The sequence below is a fragment of the Ureibacillus suwonensis genome (genome assembly GCF_042655065.1).
In the GTDB taxonomy this organism is placed as follows: domain Bacteria; phylum Bacillota; class Bacilli; order Bacillales_A; family Planococcaceae; genus Ureibacillus; species Ureibacillus suwonensis.
On sequence record NZ_JBHSNQ010000191.1, the window covers coordinates 1 to 23,840 of the forward strand.

At 40.5% G+C, this 23,840-nt stretch carries 23 protein-coding genes; 4 read left to right on the plus strand and 19 right to left on the minus strand.

All coding sequences use genetic code 11. The annotated features are described in order from the left end of the window. Positions 1-177 precede the first annotated feature (177 nt). The 10 genes from ACFPOH_RS15705 to ACFPOH_RS15750 all read right to left on the minus strand — a co-directional run bounded on the left by ACFPOH_RS15705 (position 178) and on the right by ACFPOH_RS15750 (position 9,706). On the minus strand, positions 178-1,062 hold the full coding sequence (locus ACFPOH_RS15705) for a LysR family transcriptional regulator (RefSeq protein WP_342470050.1): 885 nt from the start codon (positions 1,060-1,062) through the stop codon (positions 178-180). Between the two features lie 92 nt (positions 1,063-1,154). Beyond that, positions 1,155-1,598, minus strand: a complete 444-nt coding sequence (gene cbpB, locus ACFPOH_RS15710) for a cyclic-di-AMP-binding protein CbpB (RefSeq protein ID WP_342470051.1) — start codon at positions 1,596-1,598, stop codon at positions 1,155-1,157. Positions 1,599-1,712: 114 nt separating this feature from the next. Continuing rightward, entirely contained in the window at positions 1,713-1,955 is a 243-nt protein-coding gene (locus ACFPOH_RS15715) for a short-chain dehydrogenase (protein ID WP_342470052.1), read from the minus strand. A gap of 99 nt (positions 1,956-2,054) precedes the next feature. Then, positions 2,055-4,232: an RNA degradosome polyphosphate kinase gene (locus ACFPOH_RS15720; protein ID WP_390310575.1), complete on the minus strand. Its 2,178-nt coding sequence runs from the start codon at positions 4,230-4,232 to the stop codon at positions 2,055-2,057. Then, positions 4,232-5,776, minus strand: coding sequence for a Ppx/GppA phosphatase family protein (locus ACFPOH_RS15725; RefSeq protein ID WP_390310576.1), 1,545 nt, complete (start codon positions 5,774-5,776; stop codon positions 4,232-4,234). The genes ACFPOH_RS15720 and ACFPOH_RS15725 overlap by 1 nt, the downstream gene beginning before the upstream one ends. A 152-nt stretch (positions 5,777-5,928) precedes the next feature. Beyond that, positions 5,929-6,831 carry a chemotaxis protein gene (locus ACFPOH_RS15730; RefSeq protein WP_342470054.1) on the minus strand — a complete coding sequence of 301 codons (903 nt, stop codon included), beginning with the start codon at positions 6,829-6,831 and terminating at the stop codon, positions 5,929-5,931. A gap of 40 nt (positions 6,832-6,871) precedes the next feature. Then, positions 6,872-8,185, minus strand: a complete 1,314-nt coding sequence (locus ACFPOH_RS15735; RefSeq protein WP_390310578.1) for an MFS transporter — start codon at positions 8,183-8,185, stop codon at positions 6,872-6,874. 36 nt (positions 8,186-8,221) lie between these two features. Then, complete coding sequence (locus tag ACFPOH_RS15740) at positions 8,222-9,091, minus strand: NAD(P)-dependent oxidoreductase (protein ID WP_390310579.1); 870 nt, start codon at positions 9,089-9,091, stop codon at positions 8,222-8,224. A 225-nt stretch (positions 9,092-9,316) separates the two neighbouring features. Beyond that, a complete protein-coding gene (locus ACFPOH_RS15745) occupies positions 9,317-9,481 on the minus strand; it encodes an aspartyl-phosphate phosphatase Spo0E family protein (RefSeq protein ID WP_342470056.1) in 165 nt (54 codons plus the stop codon). A gap of 36 nt (positions 9,482-9,517) precedes the next feature. Next, positions 9,518-9,706: a hypothetical protein gene (locus tag ACFPOH_RS15750; protein ID WP_342471170.1), complete on the minus strand. Its 189-nt coding sequence runs from the start codon at positions 9,704-9,706 to the stop codon at positions 9,518-9,520. 114 nt (positions 9,707-9,820) lie between these two features. Here ACFPOH_RS15750 and ACFPOH_RS15755 point away from each other — a divergent pair, with 114 nt between their 5' ends. The 3 genes from ACFPOH_RS15755 (at position 9,821) to ACFPOH_RS15765 (ending at position 11,418) form a co-directional block, all read left to right on the plus strand. Further along, complete coding sequence (locus ACFPOH_RS15755; protein WP_342470057.1) at positions 9,821-10,015, plus strand: YkvS family protein; 195 nt, start codon at positions 9,821-9,823, stop codon at positions 10,013-10,015. Positions 10,016-10,095: 80 nt separating this feature from the next. Continuing rightward, entirely contained in the window at positions 10,096-10,713 is a 618-nt protein-coding gene (locus tag ACFPOH_RS15760; RefSeq protein WP_342470058.1) for a CPBP family intramembrane glutamic endopeptidase, read from the plus strand. A 57-nt stretch (positions 10,714-10,770) separates the two neighbouring features. Then, positions 10,771-11,418 carry a hypothetical protein gene (locus ACFPOH_RS15765; protein ID WP_342581069.1) on the plus strand — a complete coding sequence of 216 codons (648 nt, stop codon included), beginning with the start codon at positions 10,771-10,773 and terminating at the stop codon, positions 11,416-11,418. A gap of 77 nt (positions 11,419-11,495) precedes the next feature. On the opposite strand, the gene ACFPOH_RS15770 is transcribed toward ACFPOH_RS15765, so the two are convergent. From ACFPOH_RS15770 to ACFPOH_RS15805, 8 genes are all read right to left on the minus strand, one after another. Further along, positions 11,496-11,942, minus strand: coding sequence for a MarR family winged helix-turn-helix transcriptional regulator (locus ACFPOH_RS15770; RefSeq protein WP_342470060.1), 447 nt, complete (start codon positions 11,940-11,942; stop codon positions 11,496-11,498). Positions 11,943-12,016: 74 nt separating this feature from the next. Beyond that, positions 12,017-13,468: an ATP-binding protein gene (locus tag ACFPOH_RS15775; RefSeq protein ID WP_390310581.1), complete on the minus strand. Its 1,452-nt coding sequence runs from the start codon at positions 13,466-13,468 to the stop codon at positions 12,017-12,019. A 682-nt stretch (positions 13,469-14,150) separates the two neighbouring features. Continuing rightward, on the minus strand, positions 14,151-15,500 hold the full coding sequence (locus ACFPOH_RS15780) for a TrkH family potassium uptake protein (RefSeq protein ID WP_390310583.1): 1,350 nt from the start codon (positions 15,498-15,500) through the stop codon (positions 14,151-14,153). A gap of 101 nt (positions 15,501-15,601) precedes the next feature. Further along, positions 15,602-16,378, minus strand: coding sequence for a TerC family protein (locus ACFPOH_RS15785; protein WP_390310584.1), 777 nt, complete (start codon positions 16,376-16,378; stop codon positions 15,602-15,604). A 290-nt stretch (positions 16,379-16,668) separates the two neighbouring features. Next, positions 16,669-17,754 (minus strand): SDR family oxidoreductase, encoded by a 1,086-nt coding sequence (locus ACFPOH_RS15790; protein ID WP_390310586.1) that lies wholly within the window; start codon positions 17,752-17,754, stop codon positions 16,669-16,671. Between the two features lie 225 nt (positions 17,755-17,979). Next, a complete protein-coding gene (locus tag ACFPOH_RS15795) occupies positions 17,980-19,557 on the minus strand; it encodes a peptide chain release factor 3 (RefSeq protein ID WP_342581066.1) in 1,578 nt (525 codons plus the stop codon). Positions 19,558-19,738: 181 nt separating this feature from the next. Continuing rightward, positions 19,739-21,214, minus strand: a complete 1,476-nt coding sequence (locus ACFPOH_RS15800) for a UDP-N-acetylmuramoyl-L-alanyl-D-glutamate--2,6-diaminopimelate ligase (protein ID WP_342470067.1) — start codon at positions 21,212-21,214, stop codon at positions 19,739-19,741. Between the two features lie 270 nt (positions 21,215-21,484). Further along, positions 21,485-22,873 carry an aldehyde dehydrogenase gene (locus tag ACFPOH_RS15805; protein WP_342581065.1) on the minus strand — a complete coding sequence of 463 codons (1,389 nt, stop codon included), beginning with the start codon at positions 22,871-22,873 and terminating at the stop codon, positions 21,485-21,487. Between the two features lie 140 nt (positions 22,874-23,013). Here ACFPOH_RS15805 and ACFPOH_RS15810 point away from each other — a divergent pair, with 140 nt between their 5' ends. Then, complete coding sequence (locus ACFPOH_RS15810) at positions 23,014-23,178, plus strand: hypothetical protein (protein ID WP_342470069.1); 165 nt, start codon at positions 23,014-23,016, stop codon at positions 23,176-23,178. A gap of 54 nt (positions 23,179-23,232) precedes the next feature. Here ACFPOH_RS15810 and ACFPOH_RS15815 read toward each other — a convergent pair whose 3' ends face one another. After that, positions 23,233-23,820: a phosphatidylglycerophosphatase A family protein gene (locus ACFPOH_RS15815; protein ID WP_342470070.1), complete on the minus strand. Its 588-nt coding sequence runs from the start codon at positions 23,818-23,820 to the stop codon at positions 23,233-23,235. Positions 23,821-23,840: the final 20 nt, after the last annotated feature.

Here is a 23,840-nt window from a genome sequence, read left to right on the forward strand (position 1 = left end):
TTTGCCTCCAGCTTCCTTCAGATTCCGCGTCACCACGGACACCCTTGCTCTTGGCTAACCTCTACTTCTGTCTTCGGGGTTCGGGACTTACACCCTATAGTTCATGTACATGCCGGGCGCACAAAAAGAGCAAATCGGAAAATGTTGTTTTGCCGATTTGCTCTTACGATATGCGCTTTAAGTTTCATTGACGGAATGGGCATGGTTTTTCACGATTTCAACAAAAGCCGCCACTTGGCGTAATTGGAAGGAAGATTCATAGCCAATCAGCCAAGTGTCCCGTGTCAACCCGATATCATGATTGCCGGATGTCAGTGCGATTTTATTGACATTTTCCCCTCCGTTCAATGTGATGGAAGGTAAAATGGCGTAACCGATCCCATTGAGCGCCATCTGCTTGCAAGTTTCAATTTGATCCACAATAATTTGCCGTTTTGGACTGGAAGCGAAATGCTCCTGCCACCAAACTTGAATTTCCTGATAATAATTGGAATCGCTCTTGAATTGAATAAAAGGCCGTTCCGTCGTTAAAACTTCTTCCAATCTCTGTATTTCCGTATCGACCAAATACATCGTGTCCCGGAATAAGTGCATTTTTTTCCCTTTCCACTCGGATTGTCCTCTGACGATTCCCACTTGGGCTTCCCCATCGTAAATCGCTCTTACAATTTCTGAACTCCAACCGGTAATTAAAGAGATTTTTACATCCGGATAAGTTGTGACAAATTCTTTCAGCACTTTTGGCAGCCAGTTGATTCCGACAATCGATGCACAAGCGATCTTTAGTGTACCATGCACTTTTGAATCAAGGGCCTGAATCTTTTCAAGCACTTCTTCCTTCTTCTGCAATGTTTCAATGGCATACTGAATGACCAATTCTCCTGCCGGTGTCGGTGTCAAACCTTTTTGGGAGCGGATAAATAATTGCGTCCCCCAATATTTTTCAATCGACTGCAACCGCTGGGACAAGGCCGGCTGGGTGATAAACAGCCGCTCGGCAGCCTTGCGCATGTTCCGTTCTTCCGCCAATATTTTTATAATTTCTGCTTCTGTTGTTGTCATCCAATCACTCCAAAAAAATACACTACATAAAAATTCAATAAAAATCGACAAAATCCTCTTTCCTTATGGATTTTGCCGATGATTTTCAACTGTTAATCTAATGTTTGATAAATATATTTTTTCAGCTGCTTCAAAATCACTCTTCGTGTTAAAATTCCGGCGAATGTGCCATCATAATCGACAACACATAAAAATGGATGGTTAATGACCAGATCCAATGCTTTTTTAAAAGTATCATCGATTCTCAAATAAGCCACATTCCGCTCCATGCAATCATCCACTTTGATATGGGCCAACTTCTCATATTCGATGCGTTCCAGCCCAAGTATGGATTCTGTAATCATTTTGGAACTTACCAATCCATGAATCTTAAAGTTTGTATCCAGTACCGGTACTTGCGAATATCCTGTCTTTGTCAGAACCAATAGCGCATGCTCGGCGCTGTTTCCGACCAATACGTGGGCCACTTTTTCCGCCGGGATGATGAAATCACTGATTGGCGTTTCTAAAAAAGCCCGTGTCTTTGTTGAAATCAAAACCTTCAACCCCTTCCATGAGGACCGCACTTACCAATATCATATCATATTTGACAGATTTTTGACCATGACAATGGCACATGAATTTCGGGTTGAAGGTTGAAATTAAATTATTTAATAACCGTATTTTGCCCATAAGTAAAAGATCAAAATTCCTAAAAACGTAAGAAACACCACATACATTAGAATGATTGGATTCATCAAGATGGGATGATCGCGAACCATCCTGCTGATTGGCACGTCTGTCGTGGAAGCCCGCTCATCCGTTTTCTTCATGACACCGACAGTCGTCACATACGATACTCCAATTAAAATGATGCTCACGATAATGGTTAAAACTGTCCAAACACTGTTCATCCGCAAACACTCCCTTCCTAGAGTTACAAAAAGTATGTGCCGTTTCAATCTTTTTATTCCGTACCCTGAAGGGAGTGGATTGATCTTTAAAATTTAATGTCATTCTTCCACTACAACGGTTCTCATCGCTTCCAAAATAAATTGCTCCTGGCTGTTGATGATTGGTTCTCCTTCCTTGCGTTCCTTATAATGGTATTTCCCTCTGTGGTCCTGGATGCGCGCTTTCACATTATCCGCAAGTTGGGTGGATAAAATATGCATCACCCGTTTTTTGATTTCTTCCGAATAAATCGGGAACAATATTTCCACCCGTCGTACCATGTTCCGGGTCATCATATCCGCTGAAGATAAGAAGATTTTATTTTCTCCGTTATGATGGAACCAGTAGATGCGGGAATGTTCCAAGAAACGTCCGACGATGCTTGTAACGGTGATGTTTTCACTAATACCTGGAATGCCCGGCCGCAAACAGCAAATTCCGCGTATAAGCAACTCGATTTTGACTCCATTGATGGAAGCTTCATACAGTTTCATAATTAAATCTTTATCTGTCAGTGCATTCATTTTGGCGCGGATTAAACCGTTACCGTATTTCTTATGGTATTCGATTTCTTCATCAATCAATTCAATAAACTTATCCCGAATATCATAAGGGGAAACAACAATATGGTGGAATTTCGGCTTCTCCGTATAGCCGCTCAAATAATTGAAAAAGTTCGTCGCATCGGTGCCAAATTCTTTATTTGTTGTAATAATGCCCATATCCGTATAGATTTTTGCCGTCGCATCGTTATAATTGCCCGTTCCCAAATGGACAAAGCGCTCAATTTTTCCATTCTTCCGCCGAACGACAAGGGTGATTTTCGAATGGGTTTTTAAATTATGCATTCCATAAATGACAAGGCAGCCGGACTGTTCCAACTCTTTCGCCCAGTGCACGTTGTTTTCTTCATCAAACCGCGCCTTCAACTCCACTAAGACGGTCACCTGCTTGCCATTTTCAGCCGCCTGTTTCAATGCCTGGATGATCGGTGAATTGCCGCTTACCCGATACAAAGTTTGCTTGATCGCTAAAACCGATGGATCATTTGCCGCTTCCGTAATGAATTCCACAATCGGCTCAAAGGACTCATATGGATGATGGAAGAAAAGGTCTTTTTCGAGGGCCTTCTCAAAGATATCCTCATCCGACTCCAAATCCAGCGGCCGCTGAGGAATAAAGCTTTCATACAATAAATGTTCCCTTCCCTTTGACAACTCTTTCACAAAACTAAATAAAAAGGTCAAATCAAGGGGACCGTCAATTTTAAATACATCGGATTCGCTCAGTTCAAATTCGTCTAATAAATATTCCAATACGTCATCGTCCATTTCGCCTTCCCGCACTTCCAGTCTGCTTCCAGATCCCCATTTGCGCTTTTTCAATTCCTTTTCAATTTCAACGAGCAAATCTTGTGCACCTTCTTCATGAATCGTCAAATCGGCATTTCTTGTCAATCGGAATGCCTGTACCGATTTCACTCTATAGCCGTAAAATAATCGATCCACATGGGAAGTGATCACATCTTCCAATAAAACAAACACTTTTTCGTCCGTTCCGGTTGGGACTTCAATAAAGCGGTTCAATACCGACGGCACCTGGACAATCGCCACTTTCTCATTAAACTCGCTGGATGCCCTCACATCTTCCAACATGACAAGCAAATTCAGCGTTTTTCCCTGCAAAGTCGGAAACGGGCGGTAAGCATCGACCGCAATCGGCGTCAATACCGGAAAAATCGTTTCTTCAAACAGATCATTAATATAGTGGTGCTGTTCAAAGGATAATGATTTTAAATCCGCCAAGTGTATCTTTTCTTTTGGAAGCGATTCGTAAACAAGATGTTTATAGACTTCCATCTGTCTTCGCACAAGGGCTTGGGTTTTTTCCGCAATCTTTTCCAATTGTTCCTTTGGAGTCAAGCCGGCTTTATTTTCCGGTTTATGGAATCCTGCACGGACCTGATCTTGAAGTCCCGCCACCCGAACCATGAAAAACTCGTCTAAATTGGAGCTGAATATGGCCAGAAATTTCAAGCGTTCCAATAAAGGATTTGATTCATCTTCCGCCTCTTCCAGCACCCGTTCATTGAATGCAAGCCAGCTGAGTTCCCTGTTGTTGTAATATTCAGGTTTCGCAATTTCTTCCAGCATTTTCTGCCTATCGATTTCATTCACTTCATCGACTTCCGCAAAATTCTCCCTATCAGAAAAGTTTAGTCCTGTCTCAGTACTCATCACTCATTCCACCCTTCATTGTTAAACTCGATTTTTAATTTCTTCTTAAACAACCGTTCAATGTGTTTCTTTTGGTTTTCGGCCCTGTAAATTTCCGCCATCGCCCTGTTTGTTACATAGACATAAAGAATCAGTTTATCCCCTTCTAATTCCATTTTAATACTTTTTACGACATTTCTTTTGGAAACATTTAATGAATATGCAAATTTTAATAATGCCCCGAACTGGCTCAACATTTTCAATTCTTCCCGGGTAAACCATGTACGGAACGGCCGGCTTAAACGTCTAAAATAATCTCTATTCTTGTAGGACGCCAATAATGCAATCCTTACCCGATCTTTGTGGTTCAAGCCCGGAATCGATTGGTTGGCCAGCAAATAAAACGTGTGTTGATTCGATGAATCGATTTCGATGTAATCCCCAATCGAAAACACGCTTGCCGCTTTTTTTAATAATTGAAAATGTTCTTCATTATAAGGCAATAAGTTGAGTTTACAGCTTTCCAAATATAAGTTTTCCGCCAAATTCACCAAATTGGCGACTTCTTCCTCCGTTCTGCCGTATTTAAAAGCGAGGTGGTTGGCATATTCTTCAAAAATGTTGTCGAGATGAAAAGCTTCCGGATTGGATTGCATCACATTATGGATGATCAACCCTTCCCGCAGTCCGCTTTTGCTGATATAAAAGGAATCTGTATTGACAATTTCCATCAATGTTTGAAAGACGACTAAAGCAATCTCAATGATGTCCGCCCGGTCGGAGGATAATCCCTCGATTTGGATCAATTGTTCATAAGTTCGTCTTCCCAAATAATCCCCGAGATTTCTTAACGCTTCCCCGTCCATTTCATAATGGTGAAGACCGGAGATGGGATAATCGATCAAATGGTGATGGATTTGGGCAAGATTTCTTGCACTTCCACCGATTCCAACTACGGGCAATCCCACTTGGCCGATCCAGCCCAAACTTTCGAACTGTTTTTTTACATATTGGTATAGTCGGGTTTTTTCTTTTTCATTAATTTTATCCCCAGAGACAAAACTTTGTTTTAATGAAACCGTGCCAAATGGAAAGCTGAAGAAATGCTGCAGTTTTTTATTGTCATAAAGCGTGATTTCCGTTGATCCTCCGCCGATATCGATGGTTACGGCTGAAGGAAGATCCATCGAGTAAACGACCGCCAAATAGCCGAAATAGGCTTCTTCTTCTTCGGACAATAATTCGATTTTGATCCCGATTTCCTGTTCCATCCGCAAAAGGATTTCTTCATTGTTTTTTGCCTGCCGGATTGCCGCGGTTGCAACAACCTTCATTTTTGCCACATCAAAGTCTTCCAAAATATGTTTAAATGAAATCAACGTATTTTTTAATTTTTCAATGCCTTCTTCAGACATGTTTCCATCCCGTTGAATATATTTTCTTAATCTGGCAACCTTCTTTACATTGCTGATTTCATGCAATCCCGCCTTCTTGCTGTAACTGTATATCACTAAGCGGATTGTATTCGAACCAATATCGATGATGGCTGTATTGAATGTTTCCACGGAATTAAGTCCCTTCTCCCTTGTTTGAATATTGAAATATTATCAATATTTTGACATAGGAACAGTGACGGTTCAACGAATAAAAATAAAACACAAGCCGGCGCCCTTGAAGCAACCGGCTTGAAACAGTATGTATATGCAATGTAAGGGGATTACAAAATCAATTCATCAATTTTCAAAATCAAATCCGCTATTTCCGGTTTCGATACTTGATCATCCGCCCCCACTTGTTCCCCTTTATGTCGAAGATCGTCGGTAATCAAACTGGAGAAGATGACAACCGGTAACTTTTGCAATTCCGGGTGGGTTTTGATTCTCTTCGTTAAATGATGTCCATCCATTTGCGGCATTTCAATATCCGTTACAACCAATTGGACATATTTTGAAATATCTCCGCCTTTGTCCAGCAAGGACTCCAAATAATCATATGCATCTTTGCCGTTTTCGAAAAACTCCAGATTTCCATAACCCGCTTCGGATAATGTTTCATTCAACAATTTACGCAACAACGGCGAATCTTCCGCCACAACAATTCTCTTTTCGGAACGTTCGCGTTTTCCCAATTTTTTCACCGGTTCCACACTGATACCTGAATCCGGATTAATATCCATCATAATTTTTTCAAAATCCAGCAGCAAGATCATCGTTTCTCCTATCTTCACAACGCCGATCACCTGGTTTGAGCTGCCTTGATAAATATCCGAAGGCTTTTCGATCTGAGTCCATGAGATCCGGTGAATTTGGGTTACATTATCCACATGGAAAACGACTCTCAATTTGTTAAAGTCAGCCACAATATATTTTTGCTGATCGCTGTATTTCCCATTATTGATTCCAAGCACTTTCAACATATCCACAACCGGCAGCACTTCACCGCGGAGCTGAATAATCCCCTCTATGTGCGGATGGGCATGGGGAATAATTGTGACAGGAATCGGCTGGATAATTTCCTTCACCTTAATGACATTGATTCCATACTTATTGTTTGCCACCTCAAATTCGACAATTTCCAATTCATTCGTTCCAGATTCCAATAATATCCCTTTTTGCTCCATTTCAATCATCCCTTCCTTATGTAATGCTACACCAGCTTTTTTAATCGGAAATTTGCCGTTGATCTTGTTTGACTTGCAAATGGACGATCAATCCAATGACCGTCAATACAATCAACGATCCAAGGGCAACCCGTGAAGCAAGAGTGCCATAATCTTTCAATAAGAGCGTCACTGTCCCGTACAATGCCGGTCCGATGATGGATGATACTTTTCCGGAAAAAGCAAACAGTCCAAAAAATTGCCCGCGTTTTTCTTCAGGCGATAATTCAATAATCAACGTTCTTGATGTCACCCACATGGAACCCAGAGACACGCCAAACATGCTGCCTGCAATCCAAAACATCCATTCCTGTGTGGCGCAGACCGCGATAATGAGCGCAATGATCATGATGACGCTCACAATGGCAACAGATTTCCGCGCACCGATCGCTTTTGTAATGTTGCCGAACACGAACGAACCAATCACGGTGGAAATGGTGCTCACCAAATATAATAAAATAAATTGCCCGGAGGTGAAGCCGACGATGATCGTTGCATACACAGCCATCATGGCAATCGTTGTCTGAATGGCATCGTTCAAGAAAAAATAAGCAATCATGAATGTAAAAATTGCTTTGTATTTTTTCATATCTTTAAAAGTATCGACAATTTCTCTGTACCCTTTAATAAAACGGATCTTTTTTCGATTTTCTTTCGGAATCGGGGAGTCTTTAATAAAGAAAAACAATGGCAGAGAAAAGATCAAATACAGTATGGCTGTTGGAATAAAAGCCCGATGGAAACCGCCATCCTGCACGAAAAAGTAGACGAGTAAACCGACAATCGTTCCCAGATAACCAACAGCGACCCCAAATCCTGAAATTAACGGGATTTCATCTCCCTTGCCAAGATCTCCCAACATCGTATCATAAAATACTAAACTCGAATTAAAACAAAATTTTGCAATGACAAAACTGAGAACAACCAAACAAAGACTGAGGGGCAACCCTGAAAATTGAGAAGAAACATCCAGATGCGCAAATACCCCCATCATAAATGTGAAAAATATGGATATGGACGCAAACCACACGATGAATCGCTTTTTATAACCGGTTTGGTCGATCCAAACTCCATACAGAGGGGAAAACAGCACCAAAAAGAAACTCGCGCAAGCATTCGCATATGAAATGAAAGTGCTTGCCACCTGCTCCATCACCTGATCTGTACCGAGCACTTCATCCATATAAAACGGGAAAAAAACCGTATTGATATTGGATGAAAAAATTGTATTGGCAAAATCGTACAATGCCCATGAAAGAATCGGAAGGGAAAAATATAATGCCCATTGACTCCTCGCGCCCAAATGTTTTTTCAATAAAATCGCCCCTATCAGTCTATGAATTTGTAAAACTTACACTTGATAATATTTGATCAACGCCTGTGTGCCAAAATCCCCATACCCTTTCTCCAGCAACGTCTCATACATTTCTTTGGCCAGTTTCAATCCAGGCAAATCCAGCTCCATTTTTTCCGCTTCTTCCAAAGCGATTTTCATATCCTTGATGAAATGTTTAATATAAAAACCGGGATCCAAGTCCCCTTTTAATATACGCGGTCCCAAATTCGATAATGACCAGGAGCCGGCTGCACCAGTGGAAACGGATTGCAGCACTTTTTCCAAATCCAGTCCCGCTTTCATGCCGTAAGCGATACATTCGCAAACACCGATCATATTGGTCGTCACCAGCAATTGGTTGCACATTTTTGCGTGCTGGCCGGCGCCGGCGCCTCCGTGATAAACGATATTGGAACCGAACAACTCAAAAATCGGCAGCATTTCCTTAAATACTTCTTCATCTCCGCCAACCATGATGGATAGCGTGCCGTTTCTCGCCCCGATATCTCCGCCGGACACCGGTGCATCCAAACTCCGGACCCCTCTTTCCTTGGCGGCCTCATAAATTTCTTTGGCCAGACTTGGCTTTGAAGTGGTCATATCCACAACAATGGAACCTTCTTTGGCCGTCCGGAAAATCCCATGTTCCCCAAAATATACTTCTTCCACATCTTTAGGAAAACCGACCATTGTAAAAATGATATCCGCATTTTCTGAAGCAAGGGCAGGTGTATCAGCCCAGAGAGCCCCAAGCCCAATCAGAGGATCCGCCTTTGCTTTTGTCCGGTTGTACACGGTCACTTCAAAACCCGCTTTCAATAAATGTTTGACGATGCTTGATCCCATCACACCCGTGCCGATAAATGCGATCTTTTTTTGACTCATTGTCACCCAACACCCCTTTAAGATATAAATTTATGTATATTTTACACTTTCTTGTAATGTACCATATAAAAGGGGAATTGTTGATATGTAAAAAAAAGATTATTTTCCATAAAAAAAGAGCAGCAAAATTGCTGCTTGAAAAGGGGGAAAATGAGAATGTTGCTGTGTTCAAAAAATACTATTTCCCATTGACATGCATTTTATAACAAAATATTGAAAAATTTTTTATTTTTTCGCAATTAGCAGCAGGGATATTTGAACATATTGATTGATGATTTGATCCAACTGTTCGCTTAGCCGAATCGTCTTCGGAGCATGCAGGCCGTGCTCCAAACCCGAACGGATCATTTTTTCCCGAATTTGCTCCAATTGAATTAATAATTGCTCCATGTCCTGATCCCCTCTTTCTAATGAATTGAGGAAGGTTTATGCTCGCGGTTTTTCCGAATACGTATAGATGACCCTTCCCCCCTGCTTTGCTTCCCCTCGGAAATGTTTAAATTTTTCATCGTTCACAAGCACTTCTCGAAACTCCCAAAATTCCTCTTTCGTAATTTCTATACTTTCTATTTCCCCGTTTTTTAACTTTTCAATCATCATTTTATATTTATTCATCATCCTTAACCTCCTCATATTGCTTGTTGACAGAAATTATTCGAAAATCACTTTACTTTTGTTCTATTATCATGCAAACTAACTTCATAGTAGCTTAAAAGGAGGAGCATGCCTATGAAAATTGCTGAAGTGGGAGATATCATCGAATTCAAAGACGGGCTTCGCGGATTGGTGGAAAAAGTGAACGACAACTCGGTGATTGTTGATTTAACCATCATGTCCAACTATCGGGAATTGGATTTGGAAGAAAAAACGGTCGTTAATCATAAACGTTATAAAATTATAGAATCAAAAAATCATTTAGAATAAAAAAACCTTCCCCTTTTCATTGGTTATAGATGATAGGGGGAATTTTTTTTGTTAATATGATATCAAAGGAGGCAAAAAACATGAAATCATCCAAACATTTGATTGTACTCCTTCTCTCTCTTGCTTTCATCTTTATTAGCATGTATTTCACCTTCGAAGAAAAAAATATCTTCTGGCATCTATATACGTTCACTCTCCTCGTTGGCATCGCCATTTCCATCCTTTTCGGGAAATTCAAAGATGAACTCCCAACTTGGAAGTATATCTTATTTGGAATCGGATTTGGTACAATCACTTACGGAGTTGTACGGCTCAGCTACATTTTGCTAAAAACCGTGGATCACGGTTCCGTCAAAACGATCCGAAAATTCTTGGAAACTTATGGTCCAAATAATATTTGGCATTATTTACTGCTCATCTTTATTATCGTTATCGGTGAAGAAATGTTTTGGCGCGGCTATATTCAGCATGCTCTCAAACAATACGTCCCGCCAATCCTTTCATGCATCATGACAAGCGTTTTGTTTGCACTGACAATTGCGTTGAGCGGATTTATTCCGGGCGTTATTTGTGCATTCATCATCTCCCTTATTTTCGGCCTTTTATATGAGTGGAAGCAAAGCATACCTTTAGTCATTGTCGCGCATGAAATTTATGTTTTGCTGTTGTTTTTCATCTTGCCTTTTATCCATTATTGACCGGGAGATGAAACTTTTTGAAAGCAGAGACCGTCTTATTATCAAGGAGGCTGGAGAATGAAAAAATTACAACTTTTATTTACATCCCTTTTACTTATTTTATTGCTTGCCGCATGTGGAACAGCGGAAGACCAGAATGCCGAACCTGACAATACAGACCAGGAGACGGAAGAGGAAACAAACAACATTGAAGATGAAAGTGCAAAAGAGAACGGAACTCAACAAGAAGAAAATGCAAATCAAAATGAAAATCAAATTCAATACACTTCCAATAACGAAACACGCACCGCTGAAACTGCCAATGTAGAAGAAGATCTTTATACGATTCAAATTATGGAAGGCTATGAACTTACAAAAGAAGAGCCCGGAAAAGAATTGCTGTTCCTTCAAGATAACGATGCCATCAACATGCGCATTGAAGTGATGCCAAAAGAAGAGGCGGATTATGATAATCTTGTAAAAAATACACAAGAAATGATGGCAGCAATCAGCGACTATGAACCGTTCGATATCAGTGAAGCGGTGAAATCACATCCGGAAATTTCAAATTCCATTGCGTATATCGCGACAATTGAAAATGACGAAGTGGTCGGCATCGTTTACGAAAAAGGCAATCTTCTTGTCCGTTTAACGGTATATGACCAAAAAGATTACGATTTGAAAGATGCTCTTATCAAAATGGGGCTGACAATCAAAGAAAAATAATCTTCCGAAGGGTCTTGAAACCCGTTCCGTTTCCACAAAAAAGGGCTGTTCGCACAAGTCGAACAGCTCTTTATTAATTAATAAGACAAATCTTTGATCGATAACCCCAATTTTTTCAACAATTCAATGGCGGTATCCTTTTCTTCCGGGGTTAATGCATTCATCAACTCGTGCAAATTTTTTTCATGTTCCGGAAATATTTTTTCCATGAAGGCGGCACCTTTTTCGGTAATTTCCGCATAAGTGACTCTTCTATCTGAAGGACAGGATACCCGTTTGATTAAACCTCTTTTTTCAAGTTTATCGACCACATATGTGATCGAACCGCTGGCCAATAAAATTTTGCTTCCTATTTTTTGTAAGGGCTGTCTACCTTTATGATATAACAATTCCAACACAGCAAATTCTGTCGGATTGATTCCATTTTGCTGAAAAAACTGATTTGTCACTTCATTTATTGCCTTATTGGCCCTTGACAATACGATGTACAGTTTGAGCGATTGTTTGATTTCATTTGACGACAAGACAAATCATCCTCTTTTTTCTATCTCTTTAAGAGCATTATAGCTATTAGAGAAAAGATTTGTCAAAGCGGCGGCTATACAAGCGGGACAGAATTGGCCGTGCGGGATGCCAACAGTTTCTTCATTTGATTTTCATCGTAATAATACTTAGTATAATTCTCTGTATAACCCGGAAATTCCAAAATGAAAGTGGAACCGACATCAACGATGCTTTCCACCGAAATTTTTCCATGATGCTCATCCACCACTTTTTTGACGAGTGACAACCCGAGTCCTGTTCCTTCATCTTTTGTTGTAAAAAATGGCGTGAATAATTTATTTAAATTTTCTTCCGGAATCCCTGTTCCTTCATCTTTGATCAATACTTGGACTTTATTGCATATATTTTTTAATTCAATTGTAATCGTGCCGCCATTTTCCATCACTTCAATAGCGTTTTTTACCAAATTGATGAACATTTGTTTTAAATGATTGACATTGCCGGTAATCATTGAATCACATTCTTCATCGGCCTTCAATTGGATCACGACATGGTTTTTATAAGCTTGGGGCTGCATAATTTCAATCACTTCTTCGATCACATGCAGCATGGATACCTTTTCTTTAATAAATTTGGTCGGTTTTGCCAAATAGAGTATTTCTGAAAGGATGGTCTCCATTCTTTGCATTTCGGATTCAATGATTTTTATATATTTTTTTCCTTCTTCCGTCGTATTGAATTTCAATAACTCCATAAATCCTTTCAACGAGGTTACCGCATTTTTCAGCTCATGGGTAATATTTGCGGAAATCTTTCCGATTTCACTAAAATGTTCAAGTTCTTTCACTTTTTGTTTCAATTTGACCGTTTCCGTATGATCCACGATGGAAACCACAATCATGTCCAAATAATAGAAATATTTGCAATTCATTGTTAAATATCTTTCTTCATTTTGCCGATTCAAACGCTTCACTTCCAGCGTTGCATGTCCAAAAGCTTTCAGTTCGGATAAAAATTGCAGCTTTTTATAACCGTAATCGAAATACTTTGAGAGAAAAGAATCAAAAGACAAGTTTGAAATATTCCCCAAGTCGATATCCAGCAATTCAATCGCCCGTGAATTGATTTCATTAATCATTTCGTCTTTAAAGAAGAGAAGGCCATAAGGCAAATCATTCAGAAAATGTTTCCTGTACAATTGAAACTTGTTGTCCGAATCTTCGTTCAATATTTTTAAAAACACCAGGTTATTCTTTTTCAGAAACATTCCGAAAACTTTTATTTCTTTATACGCAGAATCTTTGCCTTTAATATTAAATGAAGAGAAGGAAAATTTCTCTTGCCGGATTCTTTTTATAAATGAATTCCATCTTGATTGTGATAAATCGTCCATGGGAAGGGGCTTCCCTATCTCTTCATCCAAATTTAATATCTGAGCTGCCTTGTTGCTGATTGACTCGATATTACATGAAGTATTTAATATAAGCACAGGATCATCATATTGGAACAAATCTTCCAATAGAGGTACCATTGTCGCTTTTGTCATTTTGAAACACCCATCCTTCCCCACAATCATTAAATAATTTTTTTCTCTCTCTATCTACAATTTATTCAATAAATTTTAACTTTCCGAAATTTTCTTAATATAAGTTTTATAAAAATTATTTCATAAAATTTTAAAGAATAAAATAAGCATTAAATACCGATTTTCAAAATTCAGACAATTTTTGGTGTTATTTTTTTGTTTTTTTATGTATTTTTTTAATGTATATGGTAGTATTGCTCTATATTTTTATTACTCGTTGATAAAAGATTTTGAATTATATATTATTACTTATAGACTATTTTTTGTTTCTCACATACTGTTCATTATTATTGTCTGTAAAATATTATTATTTTAATAAAAATATATCCACTTCTACACAGCATATGACATAAAAGACGAGAATATTCATATTTTTTAGAAATTATTTCGTTTTTGTCCATTTTATGACAACTTTGTACAGATCTATTTAAAAAAAATTGTTTTTCCCCTTTCTCCATTTCACCAAAATGCTACCGGAAAACGGTGGCTTGTCCACAAAAAAATCATCCATTCGCAATGAATGGATGATTTTTTTTGATTGTATACCGCACTAAAGTGGCAGGTCTCTTCCAGGAGTGTTTTTACATCAAGGAAAACCGTTCACACCTTGCGCTTTTGACATAATTACATTTTTTCTTTCCGATTATCCGATGATAATGCGTTCTTCCGGATATCGGAATTTCGGTTTTTGCGCCTTTCCGCCCAATGTATATAAGAACGAAATCAGCCCGACTCTTCCGACAAACATTAATACCATGATGACCAATTTGCCTGCGGTCGATAAACTTTCTGTGATTCCGAGGTCCATACCGCACGTACCGAATGCGGATGTGATTTCAAAGATGATTTCTGTGGTTGTTGCATCCGGCTCCGTCATCGACAACACCATTGTCGCAATCAATACCATAAACGCTGCAAGGATGATCACCACAAAGGAACGCAAAATATCCTCCAAGCAAATTTCCCGTCCAAACACTTGAATCTCTTTTCTTCCATTGGCGAAATTAATCAAAAATAACATGGCGATCGCAAATGTCGTAGTCCGGATACCCCCACCGACGGAACTTGGCGATGAACCGACAAACATCAAAAAACTCAAAAATATTTTTGTCGCCTCACTAAACATTTCCACATCCATTGTCGTCAATCCCGCTGATCTTGAAGAAATCGATTGAAACATCGAAACAAAGAGTTTCTCATGCCAAGGCATTCCTTTTAAAGTTTGAAACGACTCCAGCAAAAAGATGGCAAAAGCGCCGATAATAAACAATACACCGTATGTTACAGTGGTGATTTTCGTAAAGAGGCTGAAACGAAAAGAGGGATCTTTCTTCAATAAATAATGCTTCAATTCCACCAGCACCGGAAATCCAATGGCGCCAAGCACAATCAATATCATTGAAATAAATTGAACGAAATAGTCATTATAAAAAGGTTCGAAGCTGTGTCCGGTAATATCAAAGCCGCTGTTCGTCGTTGCGGAAATTGCGGCAAACAGCCCATTTTTGAATGCTTCCGACCAGGAATCAAAATATCTCATAAAATGGATGGTCAATATCAAAGTGCCGATCGCTTCAATAAAGAACAAAATTTTGATGATTTCTTTAAGAAGCCGTACTACCCCCGCCAACTGAGTCTGATTAAAATCGATCATGATCAGCTGTCTTTCGCGCAAGCCGATTCTTTTGCCTATCAGCAGCCAAATAAAGGTGCCGATGGACATGACCCCAATCGCACCCAATTGCACAATAATCAATAAAATGATTTCCCCAAAATCCGTAAACGTTTCTGAAATATTGAATACGGTCAATCCCGTTACACTGATGGCACTCACGGCAGTAAAAAGCGTATCAATTACGGATACTTCTTTTCCATCCTGGTATACGCCCGGAATCCGCAACAACAAAAAAGAAATCAACATGGCCAGAAAATAAAATGTGACAAGAAGTTGAAACGGTGTTATTTGTTTGTTTTTAATGGACATGTTTGCCATGGGCTTCTCCTCTTTATTTCCAAATAAACTTTTTATTAGTATAAGAAAAATTCATTAGAAAATAAAGAGGAACAGCCTTTTTACAGCCGTTCCTTCGCAGGTTAGATCTCTTTTGCTTTTTCCTTTTTTTTCTTTGCCACACTGATGATCCATCCACCGGCTGCAATAGCCACAAGCACAGCCCAGAATGTGATTTCCCAAGGTGCTGAATGCGGGAAATCATGAGGCAAGATGCCGACTTTTTCGTGGGATAATGTCAAAACCACCAATTTAATACCAACCCATCCAACAATTAAAAAGGCAGCTGTTTCAAGTTCCGGATAGTTGTTCAACAATTTGACGAACGCTTGTGCAGCAAATCGCATCAAAATCATCCCGATGATTCCGCCGAGGAACATCACCGTAAATTGTCCCGCATTGATGCCACCGATATGAAAATGGCCAATTTCCGGCAGTGTCACCGCAATTGCAACGGCAGCAAGCATTGAATCCACAGCAAAGGCGATATCCGCCAATTCAACCTTCAATACCGTAGCCCATAATCCTTTCCCTTTTTGCAGATGTTCTTCAATTTCCCGTTCTTCTTTCTCTTTTTTGAATTTCTTTTCGTAAATATTTTTAAACGCAATAAACAATAAATATGCTGCACCAATCGCTTGGATTTCCCAATAGTTCACTAAAATAGTGATTAAGAATAACGCGGTAAAACGGAAGATCAACGCTCCAAACAATCCGTAAAACAGGGCTTTTTTCTGCTGATCCACCGGCAAGTGTTTGACCATCACCGCCATAACCACCGCATTATCCGCGGCCAACAGTCCTTCCAGCGCGACGAGAACGACCAGAACCCACAAATATTCCAAAATGATTGCTTCCATGAATTACTCCTCCTTAATGTTTGTATGCCCAACCGAAACTGCTTCTACAATTCAAGGGAAATGCCATTTTTATACAATATAAAAGACCTTTGCCCTTGAAAGGCAAAGGTCTTGCTAAGCAAACGGATGAATTTGCTTTCATATCCGATGGCACCCGCCATGTAATGACGAATATGAAGTAAGTATTTGGGCGTCCAAATACTTATAGCTACTCCCCTTTGACAATGTCAATGGTTATTCATTTTTACGTAAACTAAGTATATCAGCACCAAAATTGATTTGCAATGAATTTATTTGATTTGGATATGGTACTGTTCATTGCTTTTATTTTCTTTATAAAACCGGACCATCACCGGAATCGTTTTGATAAAATCCGGACAGGTGATATTTCCTTTTGATAAAAGCGCTTTGGCCATCGTACAATCAAAAGTCGCATTCCATGTCAGATAATCGATGGTTTCCTTTTCAACCCCCAGCATTGTCCGAACTTTTTTGATTTGCAAGAACGCCTTTGCAGCGGAAAGGGGGATTCTCCCTTTAGGGAAGTGACCTGTCATTTCTTTCACCATCGTCCGGTACACTTCCTGGACCGGATGCGGGTTTGGATTGGTCAAATGCACCGTTTTGCCGATCGCATCCTCATCATGGCAAAGGAAAATCGCCGCTTCCGTTATATAGTCTATTGGCACCACATTGATTCGTGCATCGGATTTTCCGATGTAAGGTATAAACGGCAGGAAACTCAAACGATCGATCAAGTTTAAAAAGAAGTATGGACCGTCAAATTTATTCGTTTCCCCCGTTTTCGAATTCCCTATCACAATCCCTGGCCGAATGATGGTCAACGGAATCTCATCAATCAAATCTCTCACCAGCAATTCCGCTTCAAATTTCGTTTCTTCATAATGGTTTTTGAAGGATTCCGGCCGTATTAATTCCGTTTCAAGAAGCAACCCTTCCCTTCTGCCCGCCACATAGGCTGTGCTGAAGTACATATAACGCTTTAATCGAGGCAATTTTTTCACAAAATCATTCACATTGGATGTGCCGTGCACGTTGACTTTCCAGGCGGCATCCCGCGGTACGGCCAAATCGTATATGGCGGCCAGATGCCAGAAATATTGAACCTCCTCTGCCATTTTTTTCATCGTATCTTCTTGGAGGTTTAAATTCGGCAATGTAATATCGCCTTCGATGATTTCAATCTTTCTGCCAGGATACGCTTCCAAAATGCTTTCCCGCACCGTTTCCGCTTTTTCTCTTTCCGTTTTCAGCACAAGGACGTATACCGTGTCCGCTACATTATTTTCAAACATCCGGCGAATCAATTGTCTCGTGATAAACCCAGGAAAACCTGTAAAAAAATGAACTGCCATGCCCTTTTCCTCCATCCCCAATATTCCTATTAATTACTTATTCTTGATACGGTTCTTTTTTTCCTTTCACAAGTCATCCATTTGCTGTTTTGGGCAATTCCATACCCCATTATTCAACAGTTTGAACCCTTTCGAGGAATATTTATGGGGATTCTGTTCCGCCGCTTCCAAAACAATCGAAAAGAGCGAACGGAAAACAATTTTCCATTCGCTCCAGTCCAAGTATTACAACAAACTATATAATTGAATATGTTCATTTTTCTCCGAGAACCAGCGCATAGCAAATTCATTTTCGAATAAAAAGACGAGTTTGCCGAAGCGATCTTTCACCAGCATGGAACGGGATGAATTCATTGAATCCTTGACATCCTCTTCATTTTTGATCCAGCGGGCAATTTTGGATCCGATCGGCTGCATGACAACTTCCACATTATATTCATTTTTCATCCGGTGCTCGAACACTTCAAATTGCAATTGCCCCACCGCACCGAGAATGATTTCCTCTGTATGCAGCGTTTTATAATATTGGATGGCCCCTTCTTGCACAAGCTGCAAGATGCCTTTATGGAACTGTTTCGATTTCATCACGTTTTTCGGGCTGACTCTCACAAACAGTTCCGGTGTAAATTGAGGGAGTTTTTCAAATTGGAACAATTTCTTTCCACCCACAATGGTGTCTCCGATTTGATATGTTCCCGTATCATATAGCCCGATGATGTCTCCTGCCACCGCTTCGTCCACCGTTTCCCGGGTTTCCGCCAAAAATTGCGTCGATTGGGTCACTTTGAACGTTTTTCCTGTACGGGCCAATGTCACATTCATTCCCCGTTCAAATTTGCCCGAAACAATGCGCACAAAAGCGATTCGATCCCGGTGTGCCGGGTTCATGTTTGCCTGAATTTTGAAAATGAATCCGGAAAGCTCCTCATGCTCCATTGGATCAATCAGCTGCTCATCTTCTGTCAATCGCGGTTGCGGAGCAGGAGCGAATTTCAAATAAGTTTCCAAGAAAGTTTGCACGCCAAAGTTTGTCAAAGCGGAACCGAAAAACACCGGCGTCAATTCACCTTGGCGGATCTCCTCTTCCGAAAAAGCGTTCCCCGCTTCATTCAAGAGTTGAATATCGTCCAACGCCTGCTGATAATAGGAAGTTTCCTTCATCGGATGATCAGCGGCCAATTCGCCATTTTCATCCAATGGCAAAAAGCGTTCTTTATCTTCCACCCGGAACTGTTCCACCCGATGATGGTAGCGGTCATAAATGCCGTAGAATTCTTTCCCCATACCGATCGGCCAGTTCATCGGATAGGCTTTGATTTCAAGCACTTCCTCGATTTCTTCGATCAATTCAAGGGGTTCTTTCCCTTGGCGGTCCAATTTATTGATGAATGTAAAAATCGGAATGCCGCGCATACGGCAAACTTTGAACAATTTAATCGTTTGCGATTCGATCCCTTTTGCCGCGTCAATCACCATGACGGCACTGTCCACCGCCATCAGTGTACGGTACGTATCCTCCGAGAAGTCCTGGTGTCCCGGTGTGTCCAAGATATTCACCCGATAGCCGTCATAATCGAATTGCAAAACGGAGGAAGTAACGGAAATTCCCCGTTGTTTTTCGATTTCCATCCAGTCACTTGTGGCGAATTTTCCGGTCTTTTTCCCTTTGACTGTACCGGCAGCGCGGATGGCTCCGCCAAATAGCAAAAGCTTTTCCGTCAACGTGGTCTTCCCGGCATCCGGGTGGGAAATGATTGCAAACGTCCGACGGGATAATATTTCTTGTTTTAATTTTGAATCCATATTTCTGCGTCTCCTTTTTTCATACGTAAACAATAATAAAAGAATTGTCCATGTTTCGACAACCATTTTCTCATTTTAATTCACTGCCATCATTGCAATTTGAAACGCTTTTCGTACAAATACCTGTAATTATCATAATTTTAGCCGTCTCGCTATGTTTTGAGACGGCTCATTCTAAAATTCACCCTTTGACAAATTTCAATTTTGCAGCTTCCAAGGCAATATCCGCATCACTGTGAGGATATTTTTTGTTGCCGATGATTTGATAATCTTCATGTCCTTTACCGGCAAAGATGATGACATCCCCAGGCTCCGCAACCTCGATCGCATGCCGGACCGCTTCCGCCCGGTCACCGATGCAGGCATAATTCTCATGAAGCATCCCTTTTGCCAAATCGCCTGTAATGCTATCGTAATCTTCGAAGCGGGGATCATCTGTTGTTAGCACGACGTAATCCGCTCTTGAGGCTTTCTCCGCCATGGCAGGCCGTTTGGATTTATCCCGGTTTCCTCCTGTCCCCACAAGGAAAATCAATTTATTCCCCGGCTTTTTGAATGGCATTGCCGCATCGATGGCTTTTTCGATGGCATCCGGCGTGTGGGCGTAATCGATGAAAATATGTAAAGGCAAGTCCGTTTTGATTTTTTGCATCCGCCCACGAATCGGCACCAAGTCTTCAATCTGCTCGATGATCGCCTCCATCGGGTAACCGCGGGAATATAAAACGGCGGTCGCCGCCAAAATATTATAAACGTTAAATTCCCCTAACAATTGCATCGTTACCGGAAATTTTCCTTCAGGCGTAATCATATCAAAAGTCGTAAAACCTTCATTGAAACCGCAATTTTCAGCCCGGAAATGGGCATCGTTTTTCAAACCATATGTCCATATAGGGTATGGGGTCATACTTTCATATTTTTTGGACCAAGGATCATCCGCATTTAATACGGCCGCTTTATTTTTTGTCAAATCCTGGCCCAATTGGGAAAACAATAAACCTTTTGCATATCCGTATTCTTCCATCGTTCCGTGGAAATCCAAATGATCATGGGTCAAATTTGTAAACACGGCCACATCGAAATCCACCCCCGCAAGTCTTCCCAAAGCCAGGCCGTGGGAAGAGACTTCCATGACCATCGAATGGCATCCTTCCATTTTCGCACGGAATATCATTTGCTGCGTGCTTAATGCATCGCTTGTCGTATTCGCTGTTTCATAGAGCACCCCGTTCAGATTAAAACCGATGGTGCCTGATAATGCGGATTTTTCTCCCAATCCGACAAACATTTGATGAATGATGTTCGATACGCTGGTTTTCCCGTTTGTTCCTGTCACTCCAACCATCGTCAAGTCTTCAGACGGATAATCAAAAAACTTGGCGGCGATAAGCCCTAATGTCCGGTTCGTATCCGGCACGATGACTTGCGCCACATTGCCTTCCAGTTGCAACGGTCTTTCCGCGACCACCACCGTTGCCCCTTGATTGACCGCATCTTGAGCATAGTCATGGCCGTCCACCGTATATCCTTTGATGCATACAAACATGCTTTTTGGCTGAACACTTCTTGAATCATCCGAAATATCCTTGATGGTATTCGGCAACTGTCCAATCACTTGTTTCATTGGAATGACGCTCAATATTTCTTCTGTAATCATCTTTCTTCCTCCGTATTAAGCAATGGTAAGTTTCGATGAAAACGTTCCAATTTTTAACAATTGCAAAATCATATTTTCATTCGATATTTTTTCTTAATGATATCAATCATATCAAAAATAGATAAATTTCGACAAAGAGGATTCGTAGAAAAAACGAACTTTTTTCGTTATGTCGAATTTTGCCGACATGAGTTCATTTTTTTAGAATTTTCAATCAAAGTATTTTATTATATATCGTTCCCGATCACAACATCTATTCAATATTTCAAATTATCTCAACACTTTTCGCACCAATTTCACCTTTTGTTTATATGGTGGATATAATAAATTATTGGCCAATTTTGAAGATCGCTTCATGATGGATTTCGCATGGGTGAAGGTTTCGAAGCTCGCTTTGCCGTGATAGCTGTTCATTCCGGAAGGCCCGACGCCGCCAAATGGCAAATAATGATTGGCTACATGGGTCACCGTATCGTTGATGCATCCTCCGCCAAATGGGATCTCCTGTAAAAAAGCATCGATATGTTTCTCGTTTTCCGAGAAGAAGTAAGCGGCTAACGGCTTTGGAAGCTTGCGTATTTGATCAAAGGCCGAAGCGAGATTTTCGTATTTGATGATTGGAAGCAATGGCCCAAAAATTTCATCTTCCATAATCGGACTCTCCCAGCTGACATTTTCGAAAATCGTAGGTCCGATATATAAATCTTTTCTGTCCGCTCTTCCACCGAAAGTGATGTTGTCCTTTTCCGCTTGCAGCAGTTTGGCCAGGCGATCAAAATGGCGTTCATTGATGATTCGTCCGTAATCCCTGCTGGCTTGGGGATCCTTTCCATAAAATTGGACAATCGTTTTCTTCAATTTTTTGATAAACCGTTCATAGATGGAGGAATGGACCAAGACATAATCCGGTGCCACACAAGTTTGTCCGACATTGTTGAATTTCCCCCATGCTATCCGTTTAACAGCGACATCAAGATTGGCGCTTTCATCGACAATGACGGGGCTTTTCCCTCCCAGCTCAAGGGTGATTGGGGTAAGCCTTTCCGCCGCGGCGCGCATCACAATTTTCCCGACAGACACGCTGCCTGTAAAGAAAATATAATCAAAAGGGGCATGGATAAGGGCGTTTACTTCTTCCTTCTCCCCTTCCACCACCCGCACGAATTGCGGTTCAAACGTTTCTTCAATGATTGTTCTGATGATTTGCGCCGTATGGACGGAAGACTCGGAAGGTTTTACAATGGCCGTATTCCCGCCGATGATCGCACCGATTAACGGTTCCATCACCAATTGGAACGGATAATTGAAAGGTCCGATGATCAATACTGAACCATAGGGCTCACGAACGATGAAGCTCTTTGCCGGTTGAAAATGCAACGGCGTTTTCACTTCCACCGGTTTTGCCCATTCATCAATGGACTTGAGCATATATTGAATGCTGTTCAAAACGAAACCGACTTCATTTGAATATGCTTCAAACTCACTTTTTCTTAAATCCAGATTCAATGCTTTTAAAATTTCTTTTTCATGTTTTATTATGGCACTTCTTAACTTCTTCAATTGTTTTTTCCGAAACTCGATGTCCCTTGTTTGACCGGAATAAAAAAATTCTTTTTGCAGGTTGATCATCTTTTCAATTTCATGCGCTTGTAATTTCATTCTTTCCCCCCAAAGTACATAAAAAATAGTTTTCAGCCCATACTAACTACAGTAATATTACTACAATTTGTTGAAGAACTACCATTAAAAGTTTGAGAATGTGCAGTCTTCACAAAAATATTGAAGAGGGGGCAAATGATATGATTTCGACAGAATATTGGTGGGAGGAAATTTTTTCAGGACCTTTGGCGATAGGGATCAATGAAGAAAAAATCCATCAATTGGAGGACGAATCATTTTTATATTTCAACGGACAATTGCCACATGAAGATGAGGATTCTTCAAATAAGGAGACAGAAAATTGAACATTGAGATAAATGCCAACAGGCTGGGCGATTTAAACCCAGCCTGTTTATTTATCATGGCTCATCATCCACCGGCAGCATTTCACCTTCCGGACCCAATTCCTTTGGATGCACATTTCGAAATGTTTCCCCTTCTTCCTCCAGATCCCGCATTTTATGGGCAATACGGCTTGCAGCACATGCCGCGATGCTCGCCACGAGATCATCCAAAAATGTATGGACATCTTTGCCATTCTTCGTATTCAATTTTTTGATAATGCCGATTTTATTTTTATCCAAATGGCCGTACGTCGTTAATGCAATGCTGCCATAAGTCATGACAGAGCTCAATGCGATCGTTTCATCGACGCCGAATAACCCCTCATCATTTTCTACAATCGTTTGCAAAGGTTCTGAAAGCATTTTTTTCTCTGCCAATTCATCCAATTCCACGCCCACGAGCACCGCATGTTGAACTTCCCGCTTCAGAAGCACCCGTTCAATCGATTGAATGCAATGTTCCAAAGTCAATCCATGATTAAAAGGCGATTGCATTTCATACACAATTTTTGCAATGTCCTCTATATTAACCCCTCTTCTTTTCAATGCTTCCTTGGCCGCTTTTGTCACATCATCTGAATGAACACGTTTATATTCTTGCATGGTGAATCCTCTCTCTTTTA